Origin of the sequence: Clostridium sp. SM-530-WT-3G (genome assembly GCF_012843905.1) — a bacterium.
Classification (GTDB): domain Bacteria; phylum Bacillota; class Clostridia; order Clostridiales; family Clostridiaceae; genus Clostridium.
The window spans coordinates 1-23,328 of sequence record NZ_JABAGC010000046.1 but is presented as its reverse complement, the minus strand read 5'-3'; the positions used below and the strand labels follow the sequence as shown (position 1 = coordinate 23,328).

At 30.1% G+C, this 23,328-nt stretch carries 15 protein-coding genes, 2 pseudogenes and 1 other annotated feature; of the genes and pseudogenes, 3 read left to right on the top strand and 14 right to left on the bottom strand.

The features are described from left to right. Positions 1 to 155: 155 nt before the first annotated feature. Positions 156 to 2,033 (bottom strand): beta-glucoside-specific PTS transporter subunit IIABC, encoded by a 1,878-nt coding sequence (locus HF850_RS13515; protein WP_169105960.1) that lies wholly within the window; start codon positions 2,031 to 2,033, stop codon positions 156 to 158. Between the two features lie 140 nt (positions 2,034 to 2,173). On the opposite strand from HF850_RS13515, the gene HF850_RS13510 reads away from it, so the two are divergent. Further along, positions 2,174 to 3,052, top strand: coding sequence for a LysR family transcriptional regulator (locus HF850_RS13510; protein ID WP_169105959.1), 879 nt, complete (start codon positions 2,174 to 2,176; stop codon positions 3,050 to 3,052). 39 nt (positions 3,053 to 3,091) lie between these two features. Here HF850_RS13510 and pulA read toward each other — a convergent pair whose 3' ends face one another. Next, positions 3,092 to 6,070 (bottom strand): type I pullulanase, encoded by a 2,979-nt coding sequence (gene pulA, locus HF850_RS13505; RefSeq protein WP_169105958.1) that lies wholly within the window; start codon positions 6,068 to 6,070, stop codon positions 3,092 to 3,094. 690 nt (positions 6,071 to 6,760) lie between these two features. Beyond that, positions 6,761 to 7,686, bottom strand: a pseudogene (locus HF850_RS13495) (cation:dicarboxylase symporter family transporter). A 259-nt stretch (positions 7,687 to 7,945) separates the two neighbouring features. On the opposite strand from HF850_RS13495, the gene HF850_RS13490 reads away from it, so the two are divergent. Continuing rightward, on the top strand, positions 7,946 to 8,983 hold the full coding sequence (locus tag HF850_RS13490) for an FUSC family protein (RefSeq protein WP_169105957.1): 1,038 nt from the start codon (positions 7,946 to 7,948) through the stop codon (positions 8,981 to 8,983). 188 nt (positions 8,984 to 9,171) lie between these two features. Here the strand turns inward: HF850_RS13490 and HF850_RS13485 are convergent, their stop codons facing one another. The 7 genes from HF850_RS13485 to HF850_RS13455 all read right to left on the bottom strand — a co-directional run bounded on the left by HF850_RS13485 (position 9,172) and on the right by HF850_RS13455 (position 18,070). Then, positions 9,172 to 10,605: a 6-phospho-beta-glucosidase gene (locus HF850_RS13485; RefSeq protein WP_169105956.1), complete on the bottom strand. Its 1,434-nt coding sequence runs from the start codon at positions 10,603 to 10,605 to the stop codon at positions 9,172 to 9,174. A 45-nt stretch (positions 10,606 to 10,650) separates the two neighbouring features. After that, positions 10,651 to 12,633: a beta-glucoside-specific PTS transporter subunit IIABC gene (locus HF850_RS13480; RefSeq protein WP_169105955.1), complete on the bottom strand. Its 1,983-nt coding sequence runs from the start codon at positions 12,631 to 12,633 to the stop codon at positions 10,651 to 10,653. A 144-nt stretch (positions 12,634 to 12,777) separates the two neighbouring features. Next, positions 12,778 to 13,620, bottom strand: coding sequence for a PRD domain-containing protein (locus HF850_RS13475; RefSeq protein ID WP_169105954.1), 843 nt, complete (start codon positions 13,618 to 13,620; stop codon positions 12,778 to 12,780). Positions 13,621 to 14,115: 495 nt separating this feature from the next. Further along, entirely contained in the window at positions 14,116 to 14,304 is a 189-nt protein-coding gene (locus HF850_RS13470; RefSeq protein ID WP_347564439.1) for a helix-turn-helix transcriptional regulator, read from the bottom strand. After that, a complete protein-coding gene (locus tag HF850_RS13465; RefSeq protein WP_169105952.1) occupies positions 14,301 to 14,501 on the bottom strand; it encodes a hypothetical protein in 201 nt (66 codons plus the stop codon). The genes HF850_RS13470 and HF850_RS13465 overlap by 4 nt, the downstream gene beginning before the upstream one ends. A gap of 506 nt (positions 14,502 to 15,007) precedes the next feature. Continuing rightward, positions 15,008 to 15,934, bottom strand: a complete 927-nt coding sequence (gene glsA, locus HF850_RS13460; protein WP_243159501.1) for a glutaminase A — start codon at positions 15,932 to 15,934, stop codon at positions 15,008 to 15,010. Between the two features lie 442 nt (positions 15,935 to 16,376). Beyond that, positions 16,377 to 16,629, top strand: a binding site (T-box leader). 235 nt (positions 16,630 to 16,864) lie between these two features. Then, positions 16,865 to 18,070 (bottom strand): DDE-type integrase/transposase/recombinase, encoded by a 1,206-nt coding sequence (locus HF850_RS13455; protein WP_347564438.1) that lies wholly within the window; start codon positions 18,068 to 18,070, stop codon positions 16,865 to 16,867. 410 nt (positions 18,071 to 18,480) lie between these two features. Here HF850_RS13455 and HF850_RS13450 point away from each other — a divergent pair, with 410 nt between their 5' ends. Then, complete coding sequence (locus tag HF850_RS13450; protein ID WP_169105950.1) at positions 18,481 to 19,461, top strand: bile acid:sodium symporter family protein; 981 nt, start codon at positions 18,481 to 18,483, stop codon at positions 19,459 to 19,461. A gap of 343 nt (positions 19,462 to 19,804) precedes the next feature. Here HF850_RS13450 and lgt read toward each other — a convergent pair whose 3' ends face one another. The 4 genes and pseudogenes from lgt to HF850_RS13430 form a co-directional block, all read right to left on the bottom strand. Continuing rightward, the gene (gene lgt, locus HF850_RS13445; RefSeq protein ID WP_169105949.1) at positions 19,805 to 20,590 is read right to left on the bottom strand and encodes a prolipoprotein diacylglyceryl transferase; all 786 of its coding nucleotides are present in this window, start codon (positions 20,588 to 20,590) and stop codon (positions 19,805 to 19,807) included. Positions 20,591 to 21,226: 636 nt separating this feature from the next. Beyond that, complete coding sequence (locus tag HF850_RS13440) at positions 21,227 to 22,570, bottom strand: FAD-dependent oxidoreductase (protein ID WP_169105948.1); 1,344 nt, start codon at positions 22,568 to 22,570, stop codon at positions 21,227 to 21,229. Further along, positions 22,567 to 22,764 (bottom strand): hypothetical protein, encoded by a 198-nt coding sequence (locus HF850_RS13435; protein ID WP_169105947.1) that lies wholly within the window; start codon positions 22,762 to 22,764, stop codon positions 22,567 to 22,569. The genes HF850_RS13440 and HF850_RS13435 overlap by 4 nt, the downstream gene beginning before the upstream one ends. A gap of 215 nt (positions 22,765 to 22,979) precedes the next feature. Then, a pseudogene (locus HF850_RS13430) lies at positions 22,980 to 23,117 on the bottom strand (helix-turn-helix domain-containing protein); the annotation flags it as partial. Positions 23,118 to 23,328 lie beyond the last annotated feature (211 nt).

The following is a 23,328-nucleotide window of genomic DNA, read 5'->3' as shown; positions in this document are numbered from 1 at the left end:
ACTAATTCTTACTTATATTGATTATTTAGTTATTATTTTTTTAAAATATCATTTTTCATAGCGTACTTTACACTATCTTTCTATATTGTTATAGATACAATTAACATCATATCAATTGCATCTATAACCTTAACCCATACTAATTAAATATTGTCCTATTTTCTAACATTTATTAATGCTTCTTTTTCTTTTACTAATGCTCCAATTTTTCCTGCTGGTGAAATTTCATTATAATCTGGAGTATTTGTTATTATAACTGGTGTTATAACTTCATATCCAGCTTTTTTAATTCCTTCTATATCGAATTCAACTAATAAATCACCTTTCTTTATAGTGTCTCCAGTTTTAATTTTTGCATTAAAATGTTGACCCTTTAAGTTTACTGTATCTATTCCTACATGTATTAATATTTCTGCTCCATCTTTTGATGTTATACCAATAGCATGTTTTGTATCAAATAATGCTGAAACAACTCCATCAACTGGTGCTACAACCTTACCTTCTGATGGTATTATAGCAACACCATTTCCCATCATTCCTTCTGAAAAGATTGGATCGCTTACTTCACTTAATTCAACACATTTTCCGTTGATTGGTGAATATATTACTGCATCATTAACTGCTGTTTCTACTGCAACTTCTTCTTTAACTTCTTGTGTTTTTTCGTCTTCAACTACATCTTCAAATCCAACTAAATATGTAACTACGAATGATACTACGAATGCTATAGCTGCACCAACACAAGCTAATATTATATTTCTAAATCCATCTGTACCGATATATCCTGGAAGAGCTAAAAGTCCTGGTGAACCTGAAGTATATCTACCTACTCCAAAGATTCCTAAGAATAATCCTGATACTCCTCCCCCTATCATTACACCAATTAAAGGTTTCTTTAATTTTAAAGTAACACCGTACATAGCTGGTTCTGTAATACCACATACTCCAGTAATACCTGCTGATGATGCTAATTGTTTAAGTTCTGGATTTTTTGTTTTACATGCTACTGCTAAAGCAGCTGCACCTTGAGCAATATTTGAGCCAAGCATTCCAGGACCTACTACTGTATCAAATCCTGCTGTTGCTAAGTTATTTATACCTATTGGAATTAATCCATAATGCATACCTGTCATAACTAATAATGGTGAGAATGTACCAACTACAAGTGGAACTAACCATCTTGCATATTGATTTAAGTAATCAATTCCTGCTGCAATTCCATTACCACATATATTTCCTAAAGGTCCTAATGCAACTAAACTAACTATACCTGTAACTATAAGTGTAATTAATGGCTTAGTGAAAAACTTAATTGCATTTGGTGAAACTTTATCAGCTATTGGTTCTACAAATGACATGAACCATACACTTAAAATTATAGGAATAACTGATGAAGAATATGTAGCTATTGTTACTGGAAGTCCAATAAAGCTTATGCCAGTTCCAGTTTGTTTTGCAGTATTAATCATTGCTGTAAAGTTAGGGTGCATTAAAACACCTGCAATTGTCATCGCCATATATGGGTTACACTTAAATTTCTTTGCTGCAGAATTTGCAAGTAAAAATGGTAAGAAATAAAATGCGGCATCTGCCATGAAATTTAATATTGAATATGTCTGGCTAGCCGTATCTATAACTTTAAAACTTACAAGTAAAGCCATAACTGCTTTAAGCATTCCAGCGCCTGTTATTGCTGGAATAATTGGTGTAAATATTCCTGCTATAGTATCAAGCACTTTTACAACTGGATTTCTATTATCCTCTTCTTGAACTAATGCTCCTCCTTCAAAATTAGCAATTTCATTTATTGCCTTACATACATTAGCAACATCACTTCCTATAATAATTTGATATTGTCCACCTTTATTAACAACACCCATTACCCCTTTTGTATTCTTTAACTTATCATTGTTTGCTTTTGTGTCATCTTTTAAATTAAATCTTAATCTTGTGGCACAATTAGTTAATGATAAAACGTTATCTTTGCCTCCAACATTTTCGATTATAATTTCTGCCAATTCTTTATAATTCATAATCTCAATCCCCCTAAAGGTTTTTTTCTTCGTGATATTGTTTACAAGTTCATTGTAATCGTTTATTATTTATCTATCAATACTATATTTATTATAATAATTATAGTTTGTATCTATGAATAAAAATTGGAGGAATTATAATGTTAGAATTGAGATTATTAAATTATTTTTTAGTATTATCAGAAGAACTTCATTACACTAAAGCTGCAGAACGTCTTCATATATCACAGCCTACTTTAAGTAATCAAATAAAATTATTAGAAGATATTATGGGTGCAAAATTATTTAAATATGTATCAAAAAAGACTATGTTAACTGAAGAGGGACAGATTTTAAAAGAACATGTATATAAAATATTCTTTGATATTGAACAGACTAAAGCAGATATTAAGAATTATTCAGGTAAAGCAAGATCACAAATAAAACTTGGTGCTTCTGGTTCCCATCTTATATTATCACCATGCTCAGAATTTAATAAATTACATCCTGATATTCTATTAACATTAGAAGAACATAGCAGTAAAACAATTTTTGAAAGCGTTAAAAATGGGAAATTAGACTTAGGAATAATATACTCTTCTTTAGAAGATTCTGCTATATATTCTGAAGTACTTACTTTAGAACCATATTTAGTTGTTGCTTCATTAACTTCTAAAATAGCATCTTATGAATCTGTGGATTTAAAAGATTTAATAAATGAACCTATAGTATTATTATCTACTCATTCTGCTTCAAGACGAAATATCGATAAAGCATTCAGTTTCATAAATCATATATGCAAACCTATTATTCAAGTGGCTAATTTAAGTTCATGTATTTCACTAATTGAAGATTCAGATAATATAACTATACTTCCTAAATCATATATAAAATCTATAAAGAATGATAATCTAAAAGCAATACCAATATTGGATTATCCTCCTAGACAAACAATAAATCTAATTTATAGAAAAGATTTATTTTTAGATTCTATCCTAAATGACCTTTTAAATATAATTAGAAACTTTCATAAAAAATAAACCCACGAAAATCATTAATTTGATTTTCGCAGGTTTATTTTAATTTTCTTGTGTTCTTGAATAGCTTTCAGAATCTACAAGTACATAAGATCCTTTAGCAGGAACAGTAATCTTTCCTTTAACCTTACCTAACTTTTGTACTCCTGCTTTATCAGAATCTACTACAATAATCCATTCTTTATCATCTGGTAAACTTACTTTAACATCTTTGTCACTTGAATTAAACATTACTATCATGTTATCCCAAGTATCTCCAACTGCTTTGCCGTTTAAAGTATATGCAACTACATTATCTCCTTTAAAGTCTACATCATTCTTTAAGAATGTTAAGTTCTTTTGGATATCTTCAGTTTTATCCATTCTAAATGCTTTGTGTTCACCTCTTAGTTTTAATAATCCTACATAATATTCATACAAGTCACTATATTCACTTACTCTATTCCAATCAAGGTGATTTACATAATCTCCTGAAACATAACTATTTTCATCAAGATTTCCTTCTTCATCACATTTAGTTCTTGCAAATTCTTCTCCTGCCTGCATAAATGGCATACCCTGTGATGTCCAGATTATTGAAGCACATAGCTTATTCATTTGAATTCGTTCAGATTCACTTCCCTTTGGAGCAGTTAATTGTAATCTATCCCATAATGTGTTGTTATCATGACATGAAGCATAAGTTATTGTTTGATATGGTTCATTAGCCCATGGTTCCTTTGAATAATTAACTTTTGAATAATCAATATCATCATGCTTAGTAGAACCTACTATACCAAATTTAATAGTATCTTCTAAGTTTTCAACACCATTTAAGAATCCTGGATCTGTAATATTAAATACATTACCTTTTAATCCATCCCTTAAATCATCACTAAACATACCAATTTGTAATTCACCAAATTGTGGACAATTAGCTTTTAATGCTTGTTTTGAAGAATCTAAAGCAGAAGTACCACCAGTCCATCCTTCACCATAAATTAAGATTGTTGGGTCAATCTCAGTTAATGCTTCTCTAACTTCTTTCATAGCATCAATATCATAAACAGCCATTAAATCAAATCTGAAACCATCAATATGATATTCATTAACCCAATATTTAACTGAATCTATCATATATTTTCTGAACATATAATGATCTGATGCAGTTTCATTTCCACATCCAGAACCATTTGTAAAGTTTCCATCATCATCAAAACGGTAGTAATATCCTGGTACTGCTTTTTCTAAACATGAATCTGTATTAAATGTATGGTTATAAACTACATCCATTACAACTTTTATTCCTTGCTTATGAAGTTCTTGTACCATTTCTTTAAATTCTTTAATTCTTATTTTACCATCATAAGGATTTGTTGAATAAGATCCTTCTGGTACATTATAGTTTTGTGGATCATAACCCCAGTTATATTCTCCACTTTTCTTTGTCTCATCAACTGATTGATAATCATATGCTGGCATTATTTGAACTACATTAATACCTAATTCCTTTAAATGTGATATTCCTGTTTTTACATCAGTTCCTGGCATTACAGTGTTTGGTTGCCATACACCTTTGTACTTACCTCTGTATTCCATTTGAACTCCTGACTTTTCATCAATTGAGAAATCTCTAATATGCATTTCATATATTCTTGCATCTGTTGGCGATTCCAATTGTGGTTTAACATCTGAATTCCATCCTTCTGGATTAGTGCTTTCTAAATTAACAACCATGCTTCTGTTACCATTAACACCAACTGCTTTTGCATAAGGATCAACCACTTCATTTACTTTTCCATTAACGCTAACTAAATAATTATAATATTCACCATCTAAATCTTCATCTGCAGTATAAGTCCATTCACCATTGTTTCCTTTTGTCATATCAACAATTTTTTCTACTGGTGCAAGATATGTCTTTCCACTTTTTCCATAGAAGGCAATTTGCACTTTTTTAGCCGTTGGAGCCCATAAAGCAAATTTTGTATTGTCTTTGCTATAAACAGCACCTAAATCTCCATCATATTTGTATAAGTTCTCAAAATATTTGCTACCAAGCATTTTACTTCCTAAACTTGAATCTAAACTCTTATAATTTACCTTTTCTAAAGTATAAGTACTATTAATATCTATTTCATCATTTAGTGTTATAGTACCTCCAAGTTTTGTATCATTTAAGCTTATTGAATAAGAATACTTAGGAAGTTCAACTCCTGACTTTTTAAGTACGAAATCGCTTGCATCTTTGATTATAGAATTTACTTTAAAAGTCATATTGTTTAAAGAATCAATTTTAAAATAAGTTATTTCAGGAAATCTTACTGGTTCATCTGCATTATAGTAAACCTTACTATCATCCTGTAATAAATATGCATTTATTTCACCTTTGTTATTTGCATATGCTAAATTGATATTTTTAGCTGTGCTATCATCATTTTTAATCTTAATTGAAAAAGCATTTTTACCTGATACAGAGTTTTCTACAACTGAAACTACTTTTCCATAGTCGCCATCAGATGCAAAAGATAACTCCTGATTATTTTGACCATCTAGTGAAATTGAAACATTGCTTCCGTCGTAATCTTTTTGATATCTAAAGTAATTTAAATTTAAAGTAACCTTATCAAAATTTCTGTTAAGTTCCTTATCAGAGCGTGTTACTTCTTCATCTCCTTGAGTAATTACTACTTCACTGTCACCTTTAGTCAAATCTACAGTTTCATCTCCTGTAGCTTTTGCAGCCCAGTCTCCTTGACGAACTATAAAGTTAAATGAATTAGCACTTTTAGGCATTTCAACAACTGCAAATTTACCTTGCTCATCCTCCCCTATAAAGTTCACTTGGCTTCCATCTTTATCAGGCTGCCATACCCAAAGATTCCAATCAGTATAATTTGAGTCTGGTCTCAAATATCTTATTTTTACATAAACAGTATCATTGGTTTCAACTGCTCTTGCAACTGATATTGGCGTAAGTACCATACAAAATAAAAATGAAACTAACATTAGTAATACGGATAATTTTTTTATAGACTTCATAGCCACCCCCTATAAAACGTTTTCTTTTTAATTTTACCATTTTTAAATTGCAAAAAAGTGTATATAGTTAATTTTTGTAAATTCATACAAAAGTTTTATTACTATATACACCATTTAACTGTCTAAAATTTATAATTTTAAAATAAGCATCATCTAACTCAAATATTTTTCTACTACCTTAATACTAAGTATTTTAATCTCTATTAGTTATGTATTTAATTAATTGAACCACTATTCCTATTGGTGTTACAAAACAAAATAGAAACTTTGGTATACCCTCTTCATCATCTGAACTATTATTTTTTTGCCTCTTTTATTTCATTTGTTTAATAAAATCCATTTTTATACTACACTAATGGAAGTTAAAAATAAACCCACGAAAATCTCAAATTATAATTTCCATAGATTTTGAATTATAATATTTGAAGTTCATCATACATAAAATATTTTTATAATTCTTCTCCACTTTTACACAATAAATAAAAAAATAATATATACGATTGAAATGTCAAAGTTCACTTATTTAATTAATCTAGTTATTATTCTCAATATCTAGATTCCACCCGAATTCTCTAGAATAAATCATATGCTTTGTCATTCTACCATCAATACAGATATTCTCTCCAGTAATAAAACATGCTTTCTCTGACATAAAAATAAAACAAAAGAAAAAACTTTATTTCATTAAAACTAGAATTCTATTTCTTTGCCTTTTTTTCTCCACTCCATAAATTCTGCAGTTGCTGCAAACATTACATCTCCTGCAGAATTTATTGCTGTTTCAAATGAATCCTGCACTACTCCTATAATAAAGCCTACCCCTACTACCTGCACTGCAATATCATTACTAATTCCAAATAAAGAACATGCCATAGGTATTAATAAAAGCGAACCGCCTGCAACTCCTGATGCCCCACATGCTGAAACTGTAGCTAACAAACTTAATAAAAGTGCTGAAATAAAGTCTACCTGAATTCCTAAAGTATGTGCTGCTGCTAATGTCATAACTGTAATTGTAATAGCTGCCCCATCCATATTAATAGTTGCACCTAATGGAATAGATACAGAATACATATCTTTATCTAACCCCAATTTCTCACAAAGTGACATATTAATTGGAATATTTGCTGCTGAACTTCTTGTAAAGTTCAATGCAACTCCAAAAATAATTGCCCATGTTAGAATTCCAATATAATTTGCATTCACTAATGACTCTACTGGGTTAGATACTACTCTTAATGCAAGTGATTTTAATACTTCCCCAATTCCGCTTGGTGCTGCATCAGATACTGCATCTGTTAATTTAAAGTAACTGGAAATAGAAAACTAGCTCCTACTGCAACTATAGCTGCAAGCAATGTGCTTAGCATATAAAGTGAGATAACTGAACGAAACTTCTTACCAACTCCATTATTTGCCTGAGCAATTGAACTCATAACTAATATAAACACTAATATTGGTGCAATTGCTTTTAATGCTCCTACAAATAAATCCCCCAAAATACTGATTATTGTTGCTTGTGGCATTGCTAAAGCTAAGATAATACCAATAATTAGCCCAATAATAATACGAATAATTAAACTTAAATCATTCCATTTTTTCAATAAAATTTTCATTGTATATGCCCCCTATTTATATTTATATACAAGTAAAATTATATATATTTTATAATTTATTATAAATATTATAATTCTCAATCTCATATTATCATATATTATTTTGCAAACAAACCAAGTTCATAAACTTCGTTTAAAATGACAAATAATTAGAAGATAATTTATACAAAAAGTTCAAATATAGACTTTATTGACAATCTATTTTTCGAAGAGTATAATGCTTCTTTACTGACTAAAAAAAGATTAGGAGACTGAATGTATGACGTTTTATCAAGAATTGCAATTAAACCAAGCAGCTTCAAAAGAGCTTATTAGAAACTCAAAAAATAACAAAGAAAAATTAAAACATTTAGCAATTTATCTATTTAAAATTTTTATAACTATGGCATTTTGCATGAGTTTTGTAATTGCTTATAGTAAATTTTTCGGCAATGATAACAGTATTGTTGGTGTTATTGTTCTTCTTTTTGTTTTAGTATTTAGAAATATAGATTTATCAATAAAGACATCCCATGCACTTCCTTCTTTAATTGCTATATTTGCAATTTTAGCTATAGGACCAAGGTTAAGTAATTCTAGTAATATGTACGTTGAATTAATAGTAAACATTGTATGTATTTTTTTATTAATGTTTTTAGGATGTCATAATGAAAAAATGTGTAATCATTCTACATTAGTATTAGGATACCTATTGTTATATGGTTATGATGTAAGTGGACAGGCCTACATTAAAAGATTAGAAGCCCTTGCTGTAGGTGCTATAATTACTGGAATAATATATTTTAGAAACCACAGAAAAAAGACACATGAATTAAACTTTTTAAGTTTCTTTCAAGAATTTGATATTAACTCTCATAGAACAAAATGGCAATTATCTATTACTTTTGCTATATGTTCAATCTTATTTATTGCAAAAGTGATAAATCTTCCAAGACCTATGTGGGCAGGTATTGCAGTTATGTCTATAGTAACTCCTTTTCCAACAGGTAAAAAGCAAAGAGTAAAAGAAAGGATTCTAGGAAATATTTTCGGTACCTTATTAGTGTTTTTTATTTATACTTATTGTCCACAATTTATGTATGATAATATTGGAATTATTGGAGGAATAGGTGTAGGACTTTCTGCAACTTATGGATTCCAATCAGTATTTAATGCTTTTGGAGCTATATCTGTAGCATCAACAATTTTAGGCTTTCCAGCAGCTATATTCTTTAGAGTTTTTAATAACGCTTTAGGTTCTGTATATGGAATAGTTTTTAATAAATACTTTTGTAAGCTTGTAGGTAACAATAATTAATTTTACTTAGATTATAACTTGTGGATTATTAATAGTAGCTGTAGTTATGGCTTATAACATTTATGTATATTTATTAGAATTTGCAATAGGAAAGATTTTAAAGCCAAAGTTCAAACCTGTGATATTCATTTATACAAAAAGACAGTAGTAGATTTGCTAATACGCAAACCTACTTACTGTCTCTATTATTATAACTCTTCACCATTAGATGCTATAACATTCTTATACCAGTTAAAGCTCTTTTTCTTACTTCTTTTTAGTGTTCCATTTCCTTCATTATCTTTATCTACATAAATGAAACCATATCTCTTTTTCATTTCTCCAGTAGTGAATGATACACAATCTATACATCCCCATGGTGTATATCCCATAAGTTCAACACCATCTAATTCTACTGCCTTTTTCATTTCTATAATATGTGATTTTAAATATTCAATTCTATAATCGTCTTGAACAACACCATTTTCATCTAATTGGTCTATAGCTCCAAAACCATTTTCAACTATAAATAGTGGTTTTTGATATCTTTCATATAAGTTATTTAATCCATATCTTAATCCTACAGGATCTATCTGCCATCCCCAATCTGAGGCTTTTACATATGGGTTTGGAACGCTGCCTGGGAATCCATCTAATCCTGATCCTTCTACTACATTATCAGCTTTTACAGCGTTAGACATATAATAGCTTAATCCTATATAATCAACGATTCCTTCTTTTAATATTTGCTCATCTTCTGGTTCCATATGAATGTTATATCCTTTTCTTTCCCATTCACATTTTGCATAAGAAGGATAAGCTCCTCTTGCATGAACGTCTGCAAATAAGTGTCTATCATGCATTGCTTCTGCTGCATACATAATATCATCAGGATTACATGAATATGGATATATTGGAACATATGCAATCATACATCCTATTTTAAAATCTGGATTTATTTCATGACCAAGCTTAACAACCTTAGCACTTGCAACTAATTCATGATGAACTACTTGGTACATAACTTCTTCTGGATTTTCTTCTTTATTAAATATAACACCTGAACAAGTATATCCAAATAGATGATATTTATAATTCTTTTGGTTGTTTATTTCATTGAAAGTCATCCAGTACTTAACTTTATCTTTGTATCTCTTCATTACAGTTTCAGCATATTTGACAAAGAAGTCTATTACTTTTCTACTCTTCCATCCACCATATTTCTTAACTAAATTATATGGCATTTCAAAATGTGATAATGTTATAACTGGCTCAATATTATGCTTTAAAAGCTCATCAAACATATCATCATAGAATTTTAAACCTTCTTCATTTGCTTCTGCATCATCTCCATTAGGAAATATTCTAGTCCATGCTATAGATGTTCTAAAACATTTGAATCCCATCTCTGCAAATAATGCAATATCTTCTTTGTAGTGAGAATAAAAATCTACTGCTTCATGGTTAGGATAATAATATCCATCTAAAACTCCATCTGTAATTATTCTATCTACTCCATGAGCACCAGCTGTTAGTACATCCGCTATACTTACGCCTTTTCCACCTTTATTCCATCCACCTTCTACTTGATGGGCGGCTACAGCACCGCCCCATAAAAAGTCCTTTGAAAAACCTTTAGACATAAATTTACCTCCTTATTTAAAAAATACAAATCAAACTTTAATATATTACTTAACAATAGTAATTGCATCTTCTCCAACTTCTAATGTTTCTTTTTCACATTTAAATACATCTAAATAATCTTGTGTATTTGATATTATAACTGGTGTAGTAACACTATATCCTTTATCTTGTATAAAGTCTATATCAAACTCAACAAGAAGTTGTCCTTTTTTGACCTTATCACCTTGTGATACATGAGCTACGAATCCTTCACCTTCTAATTTAACAGTATCTAATCCGATATGTATTAACATTTCTATACCATCTTCTGATTTTAATCCTACAGCGTGCTTTGTTCCAAAAAGTGCTTCTACAGTTCCATCAAATGGTGCATAAACCTTACTTTCTGATGGAATTATTCCTAATCCTTTTCCTAACATTTCAGATGCAAAAGCTGCGTCTTCAACTTCAGTTAACGGGATAGCGTTCCCTTTTAATGGGCTTCCTATCACTTCTCTTTTAGAAGCTGACTCATTTAAACTTTCATTCTTAGTAGGTTCTTCAACTTCTTCTGCTGGATCATCAAATCCTACAATATAAGTTAATACTGCTCCAAGTACGAATGCAACCACTATTGATAATAATAATCCTAAGAATTGAGTCATATATCCTTCTTTAAAGTAAGCTGGTAATGTTGCTATTCCTGGAATATTATATCCCCATGATAATGCTCTAAATCCTCCTGCAATAGCTCCCCCAACTGCACCTGCTATACATCCACATATTAATGGCTTTTTAAATCTTAATGTAATACCATAAGTTGCTGGCTCAGTGATACCAAATAATGCTGTTATACCTGCTGATAATGATACGTTTTTAAGCTCTTTATTTTTTGTTTTTAATAATACTCCAAATGTTGCTCCTGCTTGTGAGAATACTGCTGAAGCTTGAAGTGCTGTAAAAGTATCGCATCCAAGAGCAGCATAGTTACCAACTGTAACTGGTGTAATTCCCCAGTGAACTCCAAATACAACAAGTACTTGCCAGAATCCACCTACAATAGCACCTGCAACGATTGGACTTAAGTTATATAAGTAATTATAAACTCCACCGATTGCTCCACCTATGCTGTTACCTACTGGTCCAAATACTAATAATGTTAATGGAACTATAATAACTAAGCATAACATTGGTGTTAATAAGTTTCTAACAACTGAAGGAAGTACCTTCTCAAAGAACTTTTGTATATATGATAATATCCATATAGCTAAAATTATCGGAATAACTGTTGAAGTATAACTTAACATTTGTATTGGCATTCCTAAAAAGTCTAAGTTATATGATGTAACTGGTATACCTAAAACATCTGTAATAAATTTAACTGTATCAGGATTACTCATTGCTGATTCCATTAATGCTCTTACAGCTGGATCAGCTGAATCTAATGTTGCTACAGTTTTTGCAGTCATAATATTAATAAAATCTGTATTTACTAATGCACATGCAGCTATTACTGATACAAAAGTATTTGCATTAAACTTTTTAGATGCTGTAATAGCTATTAAAACTGGTAAGAACGTAAATCCTGTCCATGATACAATGTTTAATATTCTATATGTACCACCTGATGTAGATAATATTCCCATAGACGTTAATACCGAAAGGATACCTTGTAATATACCACATGCAGCTAACGCATATAAGAATGGTGCAAATATGCTTGAAATAATATCTATTATTCTGCTCATTAATCCTATCTTTTGAGTATCTCCAGAATCTTCTCTTGGCCTTCCATCAAAATCTAGTATTTGTGACATTTCATTATAAACATCTTTTACGTGATTTCCAATAACAACCTGGAATTGTCCACCTGCTTCAACAACAGTGATAACCCCAGTTATTTTTGATACTTTTGCTTTATCAGCTTTAGAAGTATCTTTTAATTTTAATCTTAATCTCGTAGCACAATGACTTGCGCTTGCTATATTCTCATCACCACCCACTTCTCGTATTATGTCTTTTGCAATCTGCTTATAATCTCTTGCCATAGTTTTCACTTCCTTTATAATATTTTGGCATATAAAAAATTTTATTTATCAGTTCTAATAAAATAGGCCAGACCTAAACTTAACACATAAGTATAAGTTTAGGTCTGGCCTTCTTTATAGTAACCATCCTAATTTATTATATTTTTAAATTTCTTCGTTTGGCATTGTAGTTCTTCTTATATGAACTGTTAAATAAACCAGTTCTTCTTCTGACAACTTTTTGTTGTAGTCTCTTTCAACAAAGTCAGCAATCTTCTTTGCACATTCAAATGCTTCTTTATATTTAATTTGTATTATTGTAAATAAATCATCCTTCTTATTAGGGACTACTTTATCACTTAATACCTTTTGTGCAAAATACTTTAAATGAGTTATAAATCTTGTATAATACACTGAACTTTCATCTAAATCAATATGATAATAATATTTAATTAATTTTAATACTGATTGAATTAATTTAGTCATTTCCATAGTGTTGTTCATATTAGAATTTAACTGAGCATTTACAATATGAAGTGCAATAAATCCAGCTTCATCTTCTGGTAATTCAATGCCTAATTCTTCCCATATCATAATAAGTGCATCCTGCCCTATATTAAATTCCTTTGGATAAAATTTCTTTATCTCCCATAAAAGCGCATTATTAAAAGCATGTCCTTCGCTAAATCTTTTAATAGCAAAACTGATATGATCAGTCAATGTAACGTATATATTATCATTTAACTCTTTATTGAGAGTTTTTTTAGCTTTTTCAATTATTGCATTTGACAAATTAATATGTTCACTTGGAATTTCTGAAAGTATTGTAGCTAAACTAGGTGATAAATTTTTATTTCTCATAGAGAATTCTTTTTCAATTTTACTTTCATCAACTTCATCACCTTTTTTCTTTTGAAAGGCAATCCCTTTTCCCATTAACACAAGTTCTTCATTAGCTTCATTTATAACACATATTACATTATTATTAATTACTCTACTAATTTTCATGTAAATCACTCCATATTACTCAAAAAAAAACTAAACCTTAATAAATCCCTTATTATTAAAGTTTAGGTCTTGCCTGCTCTAAGCAGTAACAACCCTTTTATTTATTTGCTTAAATGATAGCTTACGGCTTATGATAACATATACATATATTTATCGTCAATACTCTTTTCTAATAAATTAAACATAAACTTTTAATCTAATTCAAATATTTACTCTTACTAATTTAAGTATCAAACTCTTCCATTCGGCATTATATAAAGCTTGTCTATAAACTTAAATATAAAAAATATACTGTATTCCTTGTTGTATTTTAGCGAAAATTTTTTTTAAAATAAGCTCCTTCTCTTCCTTTGCTTCTAACTATATTAACCATTTATAGATATCATTTAAAGAATAGAAGATGCCTAATCTATTATTTTTTAGTATATACTTATGGTAATAACTGGATCAGAGTACACCGTATTAATATCATGCTTATATTAATTATTCATTCTTTTATTTTTTCTCATCTTCTACAAATTCAAATAACTCCTCAACAGACACTGAAAATACTTTAGCTATATCCATTGCTAATTTTAACGATGGATTATATTGTCCATTCTCTAAATGTACAATTGTCTCTCTCCTAACATTAACAAGTTCTGCTAATTCCGCTTGTTTCATTCCTGAACTTTCCCGATCTATACTTTCTTTTCTATACTTTTTCTCTCGAACATATAAATTCCATAAGAAAAAAGTGTAAAACCACCTACAACATTTTGAATTGTAACGTAATAATTATGCCAATCATTTCTTGCCCAACACCAATAATAAACTGCAATACAAAGAGCCACTACTATTCGTGCTCCAACTAACTCTCTTAATGTTACTTTTTTATTCATAATAATATCTCCTTAATTTCAAGTTATATATTTCTCACTTTTTATGTTATAAATATATCACTCCAAAGAGTTATAATTAAGTAAAATTTTAAAAATATTACATTTTTTCTTTTTCGCCCTATTTTCTATATAACAAAACGACTGGTACAATTACCAATCGTTCTAAGTTATATAATAGAAAAGAATAATTTCATGATATCTAATAACAAAAAGAGCAATTGCTCCCAAATCATTCGGTAAATTTCGATTTATTAAATTCATTCTGTATCATACTATAAAAATACTAAACTTATTAAAACTATTATGCTCATTAAAACTATTTGATAATTGAAAATTAGGTTGATTATCTTTGCTTATAATTAAACAACTTTCACATAAAAGCTATTACTACACCTTGCAAGCAAATCATATCTCTTAATGTTACTTATAAATTCAACCTCTCCTTTTCCATTTTTGAGCATAGAAAAAAACACATTGAATGTTACTTCAATGTGGTTGTTATTAACCTATAATTCCTCCCATTCACTGGTATTAAACATATGCAAATCCAACTGTTTAGACAAATACTTCAAAAGCTCACAACCTGCTATGCAGTTTCCTTTATCATCTAATGCCGGTCCATATACACCTATTCCAAGCTTGGCATTCGCAACGCTGACCAATCCGCCTCCAACACCACTTTTCGTTGGAATTCCTGTCAGAACAGCAAACTCTCCAGAACCATCATACATACCGCAGGTTAGCATTATAGTTTTTACAGTTCTGGCAACCCAACTGCTGATCAGTCTTTCTCCGTTTTCCGGGTTTACTCCATCAGTAGCCAAAATAAGTCCCAAATTAGCCAAACTTTTTGCAGAAACAGTTAGCGAGCACATCTGTGTATAAAATGTAAGACTATCCTCTACATTAGCTTTGATAATTCCTTTACTTTCAAGCAGATATGAGATTGCACGATTTCTAGAGCTGTGAGCCATTTCAGACTGAAAAGTTGCCATATCCAGACTTATTTGGTCATCCATGCATAACTTTTGGGTATACACCACCATGTCTTCAAACGAACACTTTTCCAGCAGCATACTTGCAACAGTAATAGCACCTGAATTTATCATTGGATTAAATGGTCTGTTATGTTTAAGGTCTAGTTCTACCAAGGAATTAAAAGCTTCCCCAGACGGTTCCATTCCAACAAATTCAAACACATGCTTTGCTCCAAATTCTTCTAATGCTTTGCAAAGAGTAATAACCTTGGAAATACTCTGTATAGTAAAACGTTCCTCATAATCACCAATGCTATAAAAGTTACCGTCTACTGTATGCAAACAAATTCCCAACTTGTTCTTATCTGCCTTAGCAAGTTCTGGAATATACGTGGCAACATTCCCCTTAGGAATAACTGATTTGCCTATTTTCATAGCTTCTTCTAAAACATCCATAATTTTATGTTTGTTCATGATTTTCTCCTTTCGTTTTTTCACAATGATGTATAACAGAGACTATTATACATTATCATCTATATATTCTTCTATAATTTTAGTAAAACTCTCCGTTATTTATGGTACAGTTCTTCATTAATTATTCTAAATCCATACACTAAAAATAAACCCACGAAAATCCAAAATTATGATTTTCGTGGGTTTTGTGGTGGAGGTGAAGCATGGCCTTTAAAACCCACCATGTATTATAATTAACTAATTATTGATTTTATCCAATCTAGCAATAAACCCCATTTCTAAACTACTTTGCCTTGCTCAATACAAGCTACTAATTTAACTATATCAGTATTATCATAAATATTAATTTCATCATATATTGATATAATCTTATATATATATATATTGACATGTAAGAGATTAAGTTATAGAATAATAAAAACGCAAAAATGCATTGAAAAGGCAAAGTATTTAAGATAATTATTTTTCAGAGAGCTGCTATATGGTGTGAGGCAGTATTTAATTCTTAAAGAATATCTCCTTTGAGCAGTCAGACTGAAAGGTTTTAAGACCTGTGTAAGTTTGAACGGATTAACACCCGTTAAAAGTGTTTCATATTGGATGATATGATTAAGGTGGTTAAATTTATTTTAACAATTAGAGTGGTACCGCAGAAGTTTATAGCTTTTGTCTCTTAATTTTAGGAGATAAAGGCTTTTTTATTTACAGCAATAAGTATGTTATTAATAGAATTATTTCTATTATAAATAAATAAATAAAAGATAGTGTAAAATACGCTATGAAAAAATATCTTTGAAAATTAAATACGAAAATAATCAGTATTAATTAAAATTTATGATATTATGATTAAATTTGAGCATAAGAAATAGGCCTCCGGCGCCGCAGGCAATGGAAAATATTTAAAATTATATTTTAAGGTTTAGTTTCTTGCATATGCATAATGGTTTGTTGTCCGAGACTGATAAGTATTTGCCATTTTGCAGGCATATTATCTGCAACTTCAAGTTCAGGTATTGTATTTAATGGACGCCAATAATTATATGGATGAGGACGCAGGAAATTATAATAAGCAACCCATAATGAAAATCCATAAAGAGCTCCATTTTGACTACCGTACCCACAGGTAACTCGGTAGGATGACTTGAAGGTTCTATTTAGTCTCTCTACAACTTGCTTAACCCAACGATGTTCTTCAGAAACAGGATCTTCATTAGTAAGTCCTATAACTTGAGTTAAATCAAATTTGATATTAGATTCTAATTCAAATTGTTGTTTAGCTAGTGGATATGCACTATAACCATCAGCAACAAATTTAAGTGTTCTATCAGTTAAGCTTTTGATTTTATCAAAAGCCATACGCATAGCTAAGATACATGGTCCAACAGCTCTGGTATCAGAAACCTGATAACCTAAGATAGATTTTTTGCAAGCATCCATTACTATCCAGACATAATGTTTGATTCCTTTTACTTTTATGTAGGTTTCATCAGCAGAAAGAATACTGGATGGTTTGTAATCAAATGTATCTACAAATGGTTTTATAACACTAGCTGCAGTGAGAGCATAGTTAGCAACTGTTGTATTTGAAATATTAATTCCATGCACCTCCGCTAATGCGTGAGCGGTTTGTCTAGTAGATAATTTAAGATTAACATGATAAGTTAAACAAAGTCCCATTATATGAGGATTAAACTTTTTAAAACTGAAATTTACAGCAGACTTAGGTAAGCTATATAAATCCATTTTGAAGAAATTAATTTTAAATTCTCTATATATGTAATGTAATTTATATTTATATTTGTCTTCAGAATTAAGATCTTTAGGAAGCTTTTTTAAATTATCTAAATAATAGGAGCACTTTTTATTTACACATCTATGTATTTTAAAATGCTTACGCTCTTTATGGATAGTAAGTGTATTGCCACAATAAGGACATTTAAAAACTAAGGGTTTTGTAGCATTGTTGTTTTCACTAAATGTAAGTCCACAAATCTTACATTGATATTGTCCTTTGCTTCCATTGTTATCATAAATATAATCATGAGGAGCACCACATTTTGGGCATACAACAGACTTAGAAATAGTTTTACCGTTACGTCTTTGGACGGGTTTTAGCATCTTATTATATTTATGCTTATAGTATGCAATAAGTAGTCTATAATCTACTTTCTCAAATTTAATGATTGTAGGCAGCTTATCTACCTTAAACTTTTGATATTCTGGACTATTTGAATCATCAAAATTCAGTTGTTTAAGTGGTATATACTTCGAAATGAATAGACGTAATTGATAAATAATTTTAATTAAATATTGATTATATATTAGTAAGTAAGTTATAATTGAATTCATGACAATGACAACCTTTCGTGTTTATTTTTGTTTGGTCAGATATTCAATTATAACATGAATTAAGGGGGTCATTGTTTTTTTATACAAAAAAACGGTCGGAACCCTTGATATATAAAGAAAAATTAAAAAGCGTAGTGTAAACAGCTTTACACTATCAAATAAAATTGGGGGATTTTATTATGAAATTTTTAGAAAAATTAAGTGACTTCGTAGGAAAGTATATGGCAGCTTTCGTAATACTAATAGCAGCTCTTGCATTATTTGTGCCAAATTCAGTATCGTGGATTAAAACAAGCTATGTAAATACATTACTTGGTATTGTAATGTTTGGGATGGGGCTTACTTTAAAGCTTGAAGATTTTAAAGTAGTATTTTCAAGACCTAAGGATGTTATTATTGGATGCATAGCTCAATTCACTATAATGCCACTTTTAGCATTTGGATTAACTAAAATATTTAATTTGCCAGTAGAACTAGCTGTAGGTGTTATTTTAGTAGGAACATGTCCAGGGGGAACTTCTTCTAATGTTATAACTTACCTTTCAAAGGGTGATGTAGCATTATCAGTTGGTATGACTGGTATTTCAACTATACTAGCACCATTTATGACACCAGCATTAACTTATGCATTAGCAGGACAAAGTGTTGATGTTAATATGATGAGCATGTTCTTGTCAATTATAAAAGTTGTAATATTGCCTATAGTACTTGGATTTGTAATCAATAAATTATTTGGAAAAGCTACACAAAGGCTTGTAAGGGTATTACCTTTAATTTCAGTATGTGCAATAGTTGCTATAGTAGCAGCAGTAGTAAGTGCAAACTCATCTAAGATTATGACTTGTGGATTGTTAATAGTAGCTGTAGTTATAGTTCATAATATCTGTGGATATTTATTAGGATTTGCAATAGGAAAGATATTAAAGCTTGATATATCAAAGTGCAAGGCTATTTCCATAGAAGTAGGTATGCAGAATTCAGGACTTGCCACTTCTCTTGCTACAGTACATTTTGCACAGTACCCATTAGCTACAATTCCAGGAGCAGTTTTCAGCGTATGGCACAATATTTCAGGAGCTATAATTGCTAATATTTATTCAAGAGGTGCACAAGATAAGACAAATAATAAATTTGAAGTTGAAAGCAATATAGTAGAATAATTTACTAGGTTTTCTTGTTTTATAAAGGGAACAGAATAAAAATTTGAAAAGGTAGCAAAATCCATAAATTAATTTAAAAAGAAAATTTATATAGGCTTAATAATAGGTAAAATAAATTCACTATTTAATCTTGATAATAAGTAATATAAAAATAATATTTGATTCAGGAGGCATATCCTATAATGGAATACGCCTCCTTTTTGTTGAAAAGACACCTCTAAATATTGAGTGGTATATATTAAAAAATGTATAATATATCGGTACAAATGGAGAATATAAGTTAGTAAACACGACCTTTAAATTTACCAAACTAATAGAGTTTCTTCTTATGAAATGATAATAATTAAACAACTGATTCTACATTTTTATTTTTATGTAACTTTATATAAACAATACATACTATTCCAATTAAAATCCCCATAATACTCATAAACTGTGCTACTCTTATATTTACAATCATAAGACTATCAGTTCTAAGCTGTTCAATAAAGAATCTTCCTAATGAATATAATATTAAATAACTGGATATCACTAATCCATCTTCATTTTTTCTTTTCTTATATAAAATAACCATTAATAATATGAAGACGAATAAATTCCATAATGATTCATAAAAGAAAGTAGGATTATAATAGTATCCATCTATATACATACCCTTTTGGATGAACTCTGGAAATTTACTTATAAATTCATAGGTTACTTTATCACCATGTGCCTCTCCATTCATGAAATTACCCCATCTTCCGATAGCCTGTGCAAGTATAATAGATGGAGCTGCAATATCAAGATATTTTATCATCTTAATATTTTTCACCTTACAATAAATCATTGTACTTATAAATGCTCCAATAAGACCTCCATGTATAGCTAATCCTCCAGTTCTCAAGTTAAATATACTTAGTATATTATTTCTAAAATTGTCGAATTCAAAAAATACATAATATGCTCGTGCACCTATAATAGCACATGGAAATGCTATTAAAAATCCATCTAATATTATATCAAAATCTAATTTTAACTTTTTAGCATTGTAATAAGCTAACAACATCCCCACTAATGCTCCTAATCCTATTAATATACCATACCATCTTATACTAAAATCCCCAATATTAAATGCAACTGGATCCATTATTTCGTTCCTCCGCTCTTTTTAGTATTTTATCTTTTTTATTGTTTATACTTTTTTATTTTTATCTGTCAGTACTACACCACCATATAATTTATCTCATTTCTTTCTCATTACATCTCCCAATTTATATTAACTTATATTCTACTATTTTTCAACACAATCCAATAATATAGCTAGAGAGCTTGGAGTTATTTCTAGAACTATAATCCATGTAATGTTAAAAGATTTCAATTTCTTTTTATCTATAGTATCATTTCAACTCTATAGAGTAGATATATTCTCATAAAACTAATTACACAAAAAACAAAAGGCTTATCCAGGACTATATCTATCATTATATGATAGCACCTGAATAAACCTTTTAAATCAATATATTTTATAATTTTAGAGTATTCACTTTTGACATAAATACTACTATCTCCACATAGCACGATATGTTCTTATTGATGCCCCAATTTCAGCAATTATCCACAGCTTTTACAACCTCAATTGTCAGTTTGCAGAAATAGGTCTACTTGCCTTTTTATAAAATCATTCAATCCATTGTCTCTATCTCATAAGTTCATAGAAATATATCCAAATTACTGATTTTTTTTCTATGATATATAAGTCCTATCTTCTATAACTGTCTCAATCCTATAATGAGAACAAATCATTTAAGCTTTCAGACATTGTAGGATGTGTGAAAATGAAATCTCTTATAACCTCTGCCTTTATATTATTATCCATTGCTAATTTAATCAGATTAATCATTTCAGGTGACTCTGCACAAAACAACTCTGCCCCAAGGATGGTACCATCTGATGCAATTAAAGCTTTGAGAATTCCGTCTGTCTCACGAAGTACTTTTGCTTTAGGAATAGCATTAGCCGGAAGACTCACAGCGCGATATTCCACCTGTGCTGCCTTTGCTTCCTTTTCATTCATTCCAACACGCGAGAATGGTGGTTCAATAAATACAGAATAAGAGAAAGCACCTCTATTATTTGTCGTACGAATATTATTTCCAATCATGTCATCAAGAATAATTCTACTATCATCCAATGAAATATATGTAAATTGAAGCTTACCGCGGACATCCCCAGCAGCCCATATATGTGTTACGCCAGTTCTTAGATTCTCATCCGTTTCAATTGCTCCTCTTTCATTAAGAGTTATACCTGCTTTTTCACATCCTAGTCCATCAGTATTTGGTCTGCGTCCAGTAGCTAGCAGGATTGCATCACTTTCTAGAACCTTGGATTCTCCATCACATTCATAATATAGAGTTCCATTCTGAATCTTTGTTGTTTTTGCTCCAGTTATAATCTGTACACCTTTTTCTTCCAATACAGATTGAATACATGCAGCAATATCATCATCTTCTCTTGGCAGAAACACTTTTCCATCCTGAATGATTGTCACTCTGCTTCCAAAGTTTGCATACATAAATGCGAACTCAAGGCCAATGTAACCTCCACCCACAATAGTTAATGAATGTGGTAAATCTTCTAAATCCATTATACTTTCTGAAACGTATACATACTGACTATTTTCTACTCCATCGATTCTAGGAATAACAGGGACAGATCCGGTGTTGATAATAAATTTATCGCCTTCAATCATGAACTCACCATCTGCAGTAAGAACTGTAATATGATTTTCATCTGTAAAGGATGCTGCTCCATCCACGACATCTACACCAACTTGAACAAGTTTGTCATAATTAGCTTTACGAAGTGCTGCAGTTAACTTTTTCTTCTCTTCAATCGCATTTTTGTAGTATTCCGCTTTCTCAGGGAATTCTCCTTTTGGCGAGTTTGCAGCATCAGTAATGAGTCTTTTGGAAGGAATGCAACCCACATTGATGCAGGTTCCTCCATACATCTTTGCCTCTTTTTCAATCAATGCAACGCTTTTCCCAAATTTTGCTAGTTTCGCTGCAAGTGTTTTTCCAGCTTTTCCGAAGCCGATAATAACTACATCATATTTTGTTTTCATGGTTTACTCCTTTTCTTAATAAATTGAATACGTTTTCTTAATTCGTAACCTCTTTCTATATATTCATTCTCAAATACAGACTTCTTACCAACAGTTCTTTTATCTGTAGTAGGTTCTTCAATCAAAACATCTACTCTGGATTCATCACCTAATTTAAAGACATATGTTACAGATACACTGTTACCATTTTTCACTTCTTTTATTAGGAAACGTTCATTTCTGTTAATGTCTGATATATCATATAATTCTTTATTATTTTAAAGTGCAGTAACTGCAAAATATGATAACCAACTACATTTGCATTATAACACAAATTTAGTTAGTATTCATGAAATAAAAAATAAACATTTAAATTATCATGATGATAATTATTTAAGAATTAGTGCTTTAACTTTTAAAAATGAGAAATGTTAATTGGACGATTTAACTCTTTTGCTATCTTATATGCCGAAAATTCATCTTTAAGGCGAATCTCAATAGTCATTCGTTCTTTGAAATTCAAGTGTTTATTTTTACGTGATTCTATGTTAGAATTTTGATGATCCATAGTGATTATCTTTCGTTTTGAATTTTGTTTCGCGATTAAATCATAACACAGATAATCCACTATGGATTTTTTATTAGTTCAATTTAATTTTACAAATAGTCATTTTATAATAAATTTCTACAATTAAAATAAAAGTAAGCGTAAAAGATTTTACGCCTAGCGGAAGCAGGCTCCCCTTGCTAGAATTTTAGTATAGTAATTTTAATAAGGG